This window comes from Psychrobacter lutiphocae DSM 21542, assembly GCF_000382145.1.
Classification (GTDB): domain Bacteria; phylum Pseudomonadota; class Gammaproteobacteria; order Pseudomonadales; family Moraxellaceae; genus Psychrobacter; species Psychrobacter lutiphocae.
In genome coordinates, this window is sequence record NZ_KB907629.1 from 1 (window position 1) to 12,875 (window position 12,875).

A 12,875-nucleotide genomic window follows, 5' to 3' on the forward strand; every position below is an offset into this window, starting at 1 on the left:
TGCACAAAACAAAGTAGCGGCTGCTGAGGAAGCTCAACGAGAAGCTGAACAGGCGCTTAAAGATGCAGAAGCTAACGGCTCTATTACTCAACAAGAGCATGACGATCTACAAGATCTACAAGACAAAGTTGTTGAAGCTAAGCAAGCAGCACAAGAGGCTATTAATCTACTTGATCCAAGTAAAGATAAAGAAGGTCTACAAGCGAAGCTTGGAGAGGTTGACGGCATTGTTGTGCCTGAGGTTACTGATATCACACCGCCAGAGACTTTAGATGCTGAATTTAACGAAGAAGGCACGCAAGTCACGGGTAAAACGGAACCTGGTGCGACAGTGATTGTTAAAAACAAAGCTGGTGACATTATCGGTACAGCCGAAGCTGATGCACAAACTGGTGCTTACACAGTAGAGCTAAATACGCCATTAACCAATGGTGAGCCTGTGACTGTGATTGCCACAGATGCCAATAACAACAGCACAGATCCAGTTGATGCAACAGCGCCTGACACCACAAAACCTGAAGCGCCACAAGTGAGCATCAGTGATGATGGCAGCTCTGTGACGGTTAGCGGTGAAGAGGGGGCAAGCGTCACCATTACAGTGCCTGGCGTAGCAGATCCGATCACAGGGGTTATTACAAATGGTGAGTTTACAACCAGACTAGATCCAGCCTTAACCAATGGCGAGACAGTAAGTGCCACCTTAACTGATGCGGCTGACAATATCTCTGATGCAGGGTCAGCGACAGCGCCAGACACCACAGGTCCTGACTCAATTACAGCTCAAATTACTGATAATGGTGCTGCAGTTACTGGTCAAACAGAAGCAGGTGCAACCGTTGAGGTAAAAAATACTGCTGGAGAAACTATTGGCACAACCAAAGCCAATGCCGATGGTAGCTATACAATATTATTAAGCCCAGCATTAATTAACTCAGAAACCATCACCGTAACAGCAACAGATATTGCGGGTAACCCTGGTAAGTCTGTTAATGCAGTTGCTCCTGATTTAACAGCGCCAAGCGCACCTACAATCGAAGTACCAAGTCCATCGGGCGTTAATGGTGAGTACAATAAAGATGATGTTGATGAAAATGGTGACATTACAGTGACCATTAAACTGCCAGATGACGCAGAGCCAAACGATAAGTTAATCGTGAATGGTGATGAGATTGTTATTACTGAATCTATGCTGACAGAAGATTATCAGGTGGCCGTCAAGCCAGGTAGCCAAGTGACTGCCAGTGTGAAAGATGCGTCAGGCAACCTAGGTGACAGTGTCACAAAAGAGCTGGCGGAGGCAGATACCATTGCACCAAACGCACCGATTATCACTGTGCCTGTACCAAGTGCTGGTGCGGATGCTGACTATAACAAAGATGATGTTAATCAAGATGGCACCATTACCATTAATGTTAAGCCAAGACCGGATGCACAGCAGGGCGACACCTTAACCATTGTGGTAGAAGGTGGTGAAACAGTTACCGTGGAGGTGACTGAAGACATCTTGTTAGACGGTCATAACATTGACGTACAACCTGGCAGTAAAGTCACTGCAACGGTCACAGACCAAGCTGGTAACCAAGGTACTAGTGAACAAGCTACGGTTGCCAATGCGGATACAACTATATCCACTCCTAATGTTGGACTCGTTAACGATACTGGTGCTGCTGCTGATGACAACATCACCAATGATGGTACGCTTAGCATCACAGGTATGGATGAAGGCGATACCATCACCAGTGTAGTAGCGATTAAGCCAGATGGTTCACGCTTGATTATCGAAGCTAATGGTGATGGTAACTATGTACTGCCAGAAGGTGAATATGACAAAGTTGAAGTTACTACCACAGATGCCGCTGGTAACACAGTGACTGCAGAAACAACAGGTAAGATTGTTGTTGATACGACTGCGCCTGAGCTGGGTATCAGTATCGATATCATTGCAGGTGATGATATTGTGAATGCTGCGGAGGCAGGCTCACAACAGGTTGTTACTGGTAAGGTCACTGGTGAATATAACGTAAATGATACGGTTACTTTGACAGTCAATAATAAGAGTTACGAAGGTACTGTTAGTCAGGATGGTAGCTTCCGTATTGAGAACGTCGCTGGATCAGATTTGGCAGCTGATAGTAAGGTTAGTGTCAGTGTGACCACTGCTGATAAGGCGGGTAATTCAACTACGGTCAGTGCCGAGCGTCCATACGAGGTGGATATTGTTGTACCAGGTCAGCCAGTTATTAGCTTCCCAGAAAATATTGATGACAATGAGTACATCAATAGTGAAGAAAATGGTACTGGTTATAATGCTGGTAATACACCAATTCAAGTATCATTACCTGAAGGTACAGAGGTAGGTGATCGGGTACAACTGGCTATTACTATTACCGACAAAGACAATAACGAAACCACTGAAAACGTGACCATTATTGTATCCAAAACAGACCTAGCACGAGGTAATGTCAAAACCTTGGTAGATCTGGATAGCAATGCTGATGGTTCAACGCTGGAAGTTAAAGCTACTATCTCTGATCAGGCAGGCAATACTTCTGAAGAAGGTATTAACAGTATATTGGTTGATATTGTCGCACCAGAGGTAACAGTTGATGATGTGGTCACTATTGATCAAACACCGACCTTAACAGGTACGGTAGATGATGCGGATGCGACTGTGTTGGTCACTGTTAATGGTGTTGAGTACGAGGCTGTTAACAATGGCAACGGCACTTGGACGCTTGCTGATGATATGATTAAAGAAATGCTGGCGACCAAAGAGTACGAGGTTATTGCTAAAGCTACTGATAAGGCAGGTAACTTAGGTCAAGGCTCAGGTACGTTAAACGTTGTTAATATCCCTAATATTGAGTCTATTCAACTCATTGATAATGATAACGAAGAAGCAAAATCAATCATTGGGGATATTAAGAGCTACGCTGCCACTAGTGTAATTGATCAAAACATTGATCTAGATCCTGAAAACTATGTGGGCGTTATTAACGAGGGTGAAGCAAGTGTTTCACCAGCAATAAATAACTTAACTAATGATCGCACAGTAGATGTTAAAGTTAAGCTAACTGACGTATTACCAGATGGCTTTGATGTTGTTGTGTATGATGATAATGGCAATATTTTAGCCTCTACTAATCCTACAGATGCAGATATAATTGCAAAACTGGTACCAGTTGAAGGAGAGGATAGAACTTATACCTTTGAAGACAAGCGTTTTGAGGAACAAGATTTACCAGATGGTGTGTATCAGTATAAGGTTGAGGTGGTTAATTCAACCAATCCTGATGCACCGCAAAGTGTCTACGAAAGTACTACAGAGATGACGTTAGATACTAAAATTGACCTACTGCTAGAGAAGGTTAGTTATACCTCTGCAACCGAAGGTAAGATGGTATTAGAGTTTAGTGGTGAACAATATTCAAGAGTATATATGACTTATACTGGTAAAGATGGTAAGTCTAAGCTATTTGGTGGTAACTATGTTGATGATGTCTTCCGCATCAATATGGATAATTACTGGGGTAAATCAAGTGGCGATGCGCATATTTATGCCATCGATGCTGCAGGTAATGCCATCAAAGCGAAGTTTGCTTATTTTGATTATCTTTATAATGATATTGTTAATGATAAACAGACCATCCCTTATGAAGATATGACCGACAACAGATACGCAGCTGATTCTGCTGTGGTGGGTAAAAACCAAGGTTACCTCACAAGTGATGAAAATGAATACATCATTGTTAAAGAATTCTTGAGTGCATCATTATTAGGTTCAAAAAAACCTTCAGTGTTAGAGACCAAGGGTGGTAATGATGTTGTATTCGTGGGTAGTAACCTTGACTTTTCTTCCGTTATTGACGTAGGTACAGGTAATAACGAAGTTATTGTTGGTGCATCGGATGCAATTAACCTCAGTAGATTTGGTTATATCAGAGGCGGAAGTAAAATTACTGCAACGGATGGTAATGGCAATCTAGCTGATGGGGATAACAGTTTTTCAACACGCACATATATTGGTGGTGGATCTATTGTTGAGTTTGGTAATGGTAAAAACACCGTAAAAACAGGAACTTATATCGATAACTCATCTAAAATTATCACTGGTAATAATGATGATTTAGTTGAAATTGGCAGTTATGTCGATAAAGCAACAATCAGCTTAGGTGATGGTGATAACACGCTTAAGGTTGGCACGTCAGTGTCTGGTTCGTCTGCTATTACAGCAGGGAAAGATGCTGATACCGTTAATATTGGTACTTATGTGTCTGGCTCATCAGCTATTAACTTAGGTGGTGGTGATAATACCTTGACGATAGGTGAGTCAGTGTCTGGTTCAGCTTCTATTACTACTGGTACAGGTAAGGATACAGTTGATATTAAGACCTATCTTGAAAGTGCCTCAGTTAAACTTGGTGATGGCGAAAATATCCTAAAAGTGGGTACATCGGTTTCTGGATCATCAACTATTACAGCAGGGAAAGATGCTGACACCGTTAATATCGGTACTTATGTTTCTGGCTCAACTGTCAACTTAGGAGGCGGTAACAACACCCTAACTATTGGCGAGTCAGTATCAGGCTCAGCATCTATTATGACTGGTGATGGTAAAGATACGGTTGATATCGAAACCTATGTTGATAATGCTTCTATTAATCTAGGTGATGGTGAAAACACGCTTAATATAGGAACAACTGTTACAGACTCTGCTTATATCAAAACGGGTAAGCATAAAGATATTGTCACTATTGGTACCGAAATTTTAAACTCAACCATTGATTTGGGCGATGGTGATAACGAGCTTACAACGGGCTCTGACTTAAGGGGTACATCAAGTATTACTGCTGGTAGTGGTAATGATGTGATTACTATTGGTGGTAGTTTTAATCCATCAGCTGGAGGGTACTTAGGTCATAAACTTAAAATTGAGGCGGGTGATGGTAACAATACAATCACAGTTGGTAAAAAAGATGAGTCTGGTAATATAACTGGTGGTAATGTAACAGCAGGAGAACCAGGCCAACAAGCCTTCATTATTACTGGAAATGGTAACGATAAAATTACAGTCTTCGGTACTATTTATGGTCAAAAAGCCATCATCAGAGCTGGAGCTGGTGATGATGTGCTTGAGCTAGGTAATATTGAAGCTCAAGCTAAGATTTATACAGGTGTTGATACACTTGAAGAGGGACAGACTGATGATGATACCGTGACAGCTAACTCATTTATTGGTGCCTCTAGCATTAGTACTGGAGCAGGTATTGATAAAGTAACTATTGGTACTATGGGTGAGACAGCTCTTATATCTAGTTCACCATTATTAGATGTTGGCTCAGATAATGATATTGTCAGTATCGGTAACTTCCACAAAGGTGATATCGTCTTAGGTACAGGTCAGGATGAGTTATCAATAACTACCATGACAGGTGGCACCGTATATACCGGTACTGAACAGGCTAATGAGGACAACGAAGTTGATACTGTTAAAGTGGATAACCTACAAGGTGGTACTATCAATTTAGGAGTCAATGATGTCATTAGCATCGACGCAATGTCTAATGGTACAGTTAAATCTACCGCAGGAGCTAACCAAGTTACGGTTACCAAAGAGATGAGTCGTGGTACGCTTGACCTTGGTGCTGGTGATGATACCGTTACCATTGAAAAACTGTCTGGCGGTAATATTTATTTAGCTGATGGTAATGATACTATTAATATAGAAACCTTAACAGGAGGCAGTGTTAATGCTGGTGGTGGTGATGATAAGCTTTACATTGAGAAGTTCACAGGAGGTAGTATTAACGGTGGTGCAGGCCATGATATCTTAACCATCACTGGTGGTGGAAATACGATCAGTGCTAGTAATATTACTGCTATTGAAGTTCTAGATTTAGGCACTGGTGATGCGGGTAATACCTTTAGCGGAAGCTTTATGCAGATACGTGGAAGCTCTCAATCAGGTCTTTATATTAAAGGTGATGCTAACGATAAAGTTGATTTAAGTGGTGCAGGAAATTGGACCAAATCAGATACTACTGTCCAAGACAGTGATGGTCATCAGTATTATGAATATAAAGGTAGTTATCTATCTTATAGCCATCAAACGCTTTATATAGATATCGATATTACTAATGTCGTAGGTGTCTAAAACTAAAAGTGTTAATAAATAGCAGAAAAACCGCCCTCGAAAGAGGGCGGTTTTTTATTGGAAACTATTCCCAACCAAAAAAACCCAGCAACACCTAAAGCATCGCTGGGTTTTTAGCTTTCTTTATAATGAAGGCTTAGTTAGACAATTTCTCACGGCCATGAGGCGTAGTATAATCAATAGCTGGTCCACGAGGCACAATCAGCGTTGGATTAATGGTATCATGGCTACCATAATAATGGCTCTTAATGTGATCCATATTGACCGTTTCAGCGACACCAGGCTGTTGATATAAATCACGGGTATAACCCCATAAGTTTGGATAGTCGTAGATACGGCGAATATTACATTTGAAATGACCAACATACACAGGGTCAAAACGGACTAGCGTAGTAAACAAGCGCCAGTCTGCTTCAGTAATGGTGTCACCGGTCAAATAACGTTTGTCTGCCAAACGTGCTTCGATGGTATCTAAAGCTTTAAATAAATCGACAACCGCCTCGTCATAAGCTTCTTGAGTAGTTGCAAAGCCTGATTTGTATACGCCATTATTGATATTAGGGTAGATATAATCGTTTAATTCATCAATCTCACTACGTAAATCTTCTGGTAAGAAGTTTACCTCTTTGTTAGCGCCCACTTCATCAAAGGCTGAGTTAAACATACGAATGATTTCTGATGATTCATTGCTTACAATGGTGTTGTTCTTTTTATCCCAAAGCACAGGCACAGTCACACGGCCGCTGTAATCAGATTTGGCTTTGGTATAGATTTGATGCATATATTTGGCGTTAAAGATAGGATCTGCAATCACGCCGTCGCCTTCTTCGAATGTCCAGCCATGCTCATGCATTAATGGATGCACCACAGACACTGAAATCATATCTTCTAAGCCTTTTAGCTTACGATAAATGAGCGTACGGTGCGCCCAAGGGCAGGCTAATGACACATAAAGATGATAACGATTTGGCTCTGCTTTAAATCCCTCAACACCACTAGGGCCTGCGCTGCCATCAACAGTTACCCAGTTTCTAAACCGAGAAATGTCACGTTCGAAACGACCACCAGTTTCTTCCGTGTCATACCACTGGTCGTGCCATACGCCATCTACTAATAGTCCCATTAATTTATCTCCTAAGTTATGAGTTTAAATCTTAATAAAAATTGAAACCAAACTATATCTGTTGTCTTGGTAATAATAAACACCTGTTTATGCAATTAATTGTTCTACTTATGGCAACAATGTAAAAGGCGCAAAAGGCTTCCAAGGCGATACTAGCGCATGAATTATGAGCTGAGCATGGCCTCTCGCTGTATAGCTTCAAAGCTTAAAGTGATAGACCTGCTAGTCTAGCTTACTACTCAATATACTACCTGTATTGGCATCCACTTTAACTTCGTGTTTTTGATTGTCAGCAACTAAGTTGATCTCATAAATTGCTTGACCATGTTCTAAGTCAAAGCTGGCTTCGGTAACCACAGAGTTAGGTATACTGTCAGCGGCTACTTGCATCGCTTGCTCAAGCGTGACTTGGGCTTGTTGTAGCGCTTGATATTCGGCTTGATCTTCGGCATCCAGGCTTTCTTGTTTGACATTAACGACATCTGAGGTGATGGCATTAATTTTGACTTCATGTTGTAGATCATTAGCAATAATCTCAACTTTGTATTCAGCTTTGGTACCATTTTGATAGGTATCAAAATCGATGCTAATGATATCACCCATGGTGTTTTTTAGTGCAACAGCAATAGCATCATCGATACCAATAAATTCAGGCTGTGCCATATCAGTTTGAGCACCTTGCTCTGTGGTCACAGGCTCTGAAGCAACGGGATCTGTATTCTTGCTGTTATTACAGCCTGTCAAGGTAAGTGCAAGTACGCAGGCTGAAGTAATGAAAGTCATTGGTTTCATGAGATATTCCTATATATAAATAATTTTGTGGCTAAAAGGATTGTTTTTATATTAGTGCTTTATTGAGTTAATAGACTCAAGTGTCAACAGACTCTATTGAACGACTATACACTATACGAAGTACAAACTGAAAACAGGCTTTAGCCAGATGTTTTGTTGTTTGGAGCATTTTGGTGTAGGCTGTGGCTTTAGCTCAGCATTTTAATAAATCAATTTTATACAGCCACATCAGCTTAATACCGAATCCATTGTACTATCGAAAAAAATGGTCGTGCTGTAACATTTTGCTAAAGTATGTGTATTTATGCTGTTATGATCTGCTTGGCTTTGTCTAGGCTGTTTTTTTAATGTTTTTTGACGTTCTTAAGGTTTTTAACGTTATTGTGCACGAATTGAAGACACGTCTTAGTGTTTTTTATTCGCCAGTATTGGTTTTTTTGGATAGCTCAGGTACGATAGCGCCTTTTTGTTTGCCACCTTTTTATGCGAGGCTGTTTTTATGTCGATAAATGATAGACCTTCTGGTAACACAGCAGCAACTTTGCCTGCAAACGCTTTGATAGATCCTTTGGACGAAAACAAATCGTCTGGAGAATCCTTAACGAATGGATCTACTGATGGTAGGACTTTACTAAAGCAGCCTACGGATAAAAAGGCTTTGTTGCGTATTCGTGGTATTAGTAAATCCTATGATGATAACCAAATTTTAAAAAATATTGATTTAGATATTTATGATGGCGAGTTTTTAACCTTATTAGGCCCTTCAGGCTGTGGTAAAACCACGTTATTACGTCTGATTGGTGGCTTTGAGATGCCTGATGCAGGCAGTATGACCCTTGATGGTGTTGATATCACAGAAATGCCAGCTGAGAGGCGTCCGATTAATACCGTATTTCAGCAGTATGCGTTGTTTCCGCACATGAATGTGTTTGACAATATTGCTTATGGACTAAAATTAAAAAAAGTACCAAAAGCTGAGATTAAACAACGGGTAAAAGAGGCGCTGGCAATGGTGCAGCTTGAGCACACCATTAACAGGCGACCCCAAGACTTATCGGGCGGTCAGCAGCAGCGCATTGCGATAGCACGTGCGGTGGTTAATCGACCAAAAATGCTGCTACTTGATGAGCCACTATCAGCGCTGGATGCCAAGATGCGGGTACAAATGCAGTCTGAATTGAAGCGACTACAACGAGAGCTGGGCATTACCTTTGTGTTTGTCACTCATGATCAAGAAGAAGCCTTATCTATGTCAGATCGCATTGCGGTGATGAAGGCAGGCGAGTTTCAACAAATTGATACGCCAATTGGTATTTATGAATCACCAGCCAACTTATTTACTGCCAACTTTATTGGGGAGACTAATTTATTTACCGCACGTGTACTTAAGGTGGGAGCAACCCAGATAAAAGTAGAGGTCACTGAGCAAAAAGAAGGCTATCACCCAATTCGTGAGTTGCCACGTCCCAAATTTGAGGTGCAAGTGGGACAAAGCATTAATTTATTACTGCGCCCTGAGGACATTCGGGTTTATTATCTGAATGAAGGACATGATGGGCTAATAGGGCACGTGATTGACAGTGCCTATAAAGGTAGCACCCTAGACTCGGTGATACGATTGCAAAATGGCAATTTGATTAAAGCATCAGAATACTTCAATGAAGACGATCCAAACTTTAATTATAAGCTTGGGCAGGAAGTCCGTGTTGATTGGGTAGATGGATGGGAGTGGATATTACCAGATGAATAAATCCAATATGTCTAATATAGCAGCGGCGAACGTCAATAAGCAGCCAAATAAGCCAAATAAAAAGCAGGCCAAAAAGCAACAGGGTGGGCGACTTTTTCAGCGAGTCACTGTGTTTGTTATTTGGGCTTGGTTGGTTATCTTTGCCTTAATTCCAAATATCTTGGTAGTGCTTGCGAGCATTATGACCCGTGATGACGATACCTTTTTGGCATTTCCCTTAACCGTAGAAAGCTATTTGCGTTTTGTCGATCCTTTGTATGTGAAGGTATTTTTGCATTCACTGAGTATGGCGGCTATCACTACGTTAATCTGTCTGCTACTTGGCTATCCATTTGCTTGGCTAATTAGTCGTACCTCAAAGCGTTGGCAGTCATTTTTGATGCTGTTATTGATTATTCCATTTTGGACCAACTCTTTGGTGCGCTTGTACGCAGTGAAGTTAATTATTGCTGCCAATGGATTGCTTAGTACTGCCTTAATTGGCATCGGTTTGATTGATGAGCCGTTACAAATTTTATATACCCAAAAGGCGGTTATTGGCGGGCTGGTGTATTTGCTGTTTCCATTTATGGTCATGCCCTTATATGCGGTATTTACTGATATGCGTCAGGACATCGTGCTTGCTTCCAAAGATTTAGGGGCTAATAAGCTTCAAACCTTTTGGCATATTATCTTACCTTTGACCACACCTGGGATTATTTCAGGTGTGCTCTTGGTGTTATTACCAGCCATGGGTATGTTCTATGTCGCAGATATCCTTGGTGGCTCGCGCAACTTATTGGTGGGCAATATCATCAAGGCGCAGTTTTTGGATGCTAGGGATTGGCCGTTTGGGGCAGCAGCCAGTGTGCTGTTAACTGTGGCTATGGCTATCTTAATTGCCGCTTATTACGCTAGTAGCAAGCGTATCGGCAAAACTGATCATCATGATGTAAGCTAGGGGAGTGGCATTGATATGAGTAACTCAATGAAATGGTTGGCTCGACTGTATTTGACGGTGATGTATTTGCTTATCTTTGCCCCTATTGTGGTGATGGTGGTGTTTTCATTTAATGCGTCAAAGGTTGGTTATCACTGGGGCGGTCTTAGCACTACTTGGTATCAAGAGCTGTTTGCCAATGAGGGCATGATCCAAGCGGCAATTAACTCGGTTGTCTTGGCGGTGGTGGCGGCAACCGTAACTACCCTGATAGGTGCGTTAACTGCTTTGTCATTTCAGCGCTATGATTTTAATGGAAAAGGGGTGCTACAAGGCTTATTGTTTGTGTTGATGATGTCACCTGAGATTGTATTGGCAATTTCACTTTTGGCATTATTTTTAATGTTGGGTATTAAGTTGGGCTTTGTCACCTTATTGTTGGCGCATATTACCTTTTGCTTACCCTTTGTGGTGATTACAGTGTCAGCACGCTTAAGCAGTATGGACAATAGTGTCTTAGAAGCAGCACGTGATCTGGGTGCCAGTGAGATGACCATGATACGCACTGTGTTATTGCCGATTATCATGCCAGCAGTAATGGCAGGCTGGGTACTGGCGTTTACCTTATCACTGGATGATGTGGTGGTCTCCACCTTTAATACAGGTGCAGATTTTGAGATTTTGCCGTTACAGATTTATTCTATGGTACGGGTTGGCGTTAAGCCAGAAGTCAATGCGGTGGGTACTATCTTGTTGGTCATTTCATTAATTGGTTTGCTGCTTTCACAGTGGTTGTTATTTAAAAAGCGTTAAACCATAGATCATAGAATAGCCTCAACCCAGAACCATAAAGCATTAAGGAGCAGTGATGTCTAAACCCGATAAATTAAAATCACCCATCAGTCGCAGACGTTTTTTGAGTACAGCAGCCATTGCTGGACTTGCTGGTATTACAGGTATAGGTTTAACTGGTTGTCAACCTAAATCGGATGCTAGTAGTGACTTAGACTCATCAGCTAACAGCATAAGCAATACGAATAGTAATGTGGTCAAAGTCTATAATTGGACCGAATACATTGCCGATAGTGTGTTAAAAGCCTTTACTGCCGAAACTGGTATCGAGGTGGTATACAGCACCTTTGACTCTAACGAAGCCATGTATGCCAAGCTAAAACTGATGAATAACAGTGGCGATTATGACGTTATTTTTCCCAGTACTGACTTTGTCGATAAGATGCGACGTGAAGGGATGCTTGAGACCATAGACCACAATAAGCTGTCTAATTTTAATCATTTAAATACCGCTTTTTTGGATGCGGATTTTGACCCAGGTAATCAGATCAGTATTCCTTATTTGTGGGGATCATCTGGTATTGCGGTCAATACCAACCGATTGAACATCAATGATATCAAGTCTTGGGAAGACTTATGGCGACCTGAGTTTGAAGGTCGTGTTATGTTGATGAACGATATGCGTGATGTGTTTATGTTTGCGCTTTTAACGCTAGGGTTGCCCACGACCACAGAAGACCCTGAACATATCCGTCAAGCTTATCAGAAGCTGTCAACCTTGATGCCCAATGTGCGTACCTTTAACTCGGATGCACCGCGGATGCCCTTTATGGAAGGCGAGACGTATCTGGGTATGTGCTGGAATGGTGAAGTCATCATGGCGCAAGATCAGGGTATGCCTGAGCTAGACTTCGTGTATCCAGAAGAAGGGGTAATTATGTGGATGGACAATATGTGTATCCCCAAAAACGCCAAAAATATAGATAATGCACACCGCTTTATTGACTTTATACTACGCCCTGAAAACTCAGCCATTATCAGTGAAGAGATTGGCTATGGTTCTCCTAGCGAGGCAGCCAAAAAACTGCTGCCTGCTGAGATTGCCAATAATCCGACCGTATACCCACCTGATGAGTTATTGGCGCATGCGCTGTTTCGAAGTGATGTGAGTGACCGTACCATGGCGTTGTTATTGCAATACTGGGATAGATTAAAGGTGGATATGTGATTGATTGCCATAAGCAGTAAGACGGTCTAGCAAAGTTTGATATAGTCAGCGAAATACTAAAGGGTTACGGTGTTAATCTCGCTAAGCCTACCTTTGTAGTACTTGCGCTCGGTTGCC

General features: G+C 41.7%; 7 protein-coding genes. 5 read left to right on the forward strand and 2 right to left on the reverse strand.

Translation table 11 applies throughout. The features are described 5' to 3' along the window. Positions 1 to 6,154 (forward strand): Ig-like domain-containing protein (locus H140_RS13895; RefSeq protein ID WP_019672437.1); only part of this gene is annotated, 6,154 nt, incomplete at its 5' end. Positions 6,155 to 6,290: 136 nt separating this feature from the next. On the opposite strand, the gene H140_RS0104350 is transcribed toward H140_RS13895, so the two are convergent. Both H140_RS0104350 and H140_RS13900 read right to left on the reverse strand, forming a co-directional pair. Further along, entirely contained in the window at positions 6,291 to 7,277 is a 987-nt protein-coding gene (locus H140_RS0104350) for a glutathione S-transferase family protein (protein ID WP_019672438.1), read from the reverse strand. 222 nt (positions 7,278 to 7,499) lie between these two features. Next, the gene (locus H140_RS13900) at positions 7,500 to 8,069 is read right to left on the reverse strand and encodes a PepSY domain-containing protein (protein ID WP_019672439.1); all 570 of its coding nucleotides are present in this window, start codon (positions 8,067 to 8,069) and stop codon (positions 7,500 to 7,502) included. 499 nt (positions 8,070 to 8,568) lie between these two features. Here H140_RS13900 and potA point away from each other — a divergent pair, with 499 nt between their 5' ends. Genes potA through H140_RS0104375 form a run of 4 tightly spaced genes read left to right on the forward strand, consistent with a single transcriptional unit; the run spans position 8,569 to position 12,758 of the window. Further along, the gene (potA, locus tag H140_RS0104360) at positions 8,569 to 9,819 is read left to right on the forward strand and encodes a spermidine/putrescine ABC transporter ATP-binding protein PotA (protein ID WP_019672440.1); all 1,251 of its coding nucleotides are present in this window, start codon (positions 8,569 to 8,571) and stop codon (positions 9,817 to 9,819) included. Beyond that, positions 9,812 to 10,759: a spermidine/putrescine ABC transporter permease PotB gene (potB, locus tag H140_RS0104365; RefSeq protein ID WP_019672441.1), complete on the forward strand. Its 948-nt coding sequence runs from the start codon at positions 9,812 to 9,814 to the stop codon at positions 10,757 to 10,759. The genes potA and potB overlap by 8 nt, the downstream gene beginning before the upstream one ends. A 15-nt stretch (positions 10,760 to 10,774) precedes the next feature. Continuing rightward, positions 10,775 to 11,551, forward strand: coding sequence for a spermidine/putrescine ABC transporter permease PotC (gene potC / locus H140_RS0104370; RefSeq protein ID WP_156819081.1), 777 nt, complete (start codon positions 10,775 to 10,777; stop codon positions 11,549 to 11,551). A gap of 55 nt (positions 11,552 to 11,606) precedes the next feature. Further along, positions 11,607 to 12,758, forward strand: coding sequence for an ABC transporter substrate-binding protein (locus H140_RS0104375; protein ID WP_019672443.1), 1,152 nt, complete (start codon positions 11,607 to 11,609; stop codon positions 12,756 to 12,758). The last annotated feature ends 117 nt before the right edge of the window (positions 12,759 to 12,875 follow it).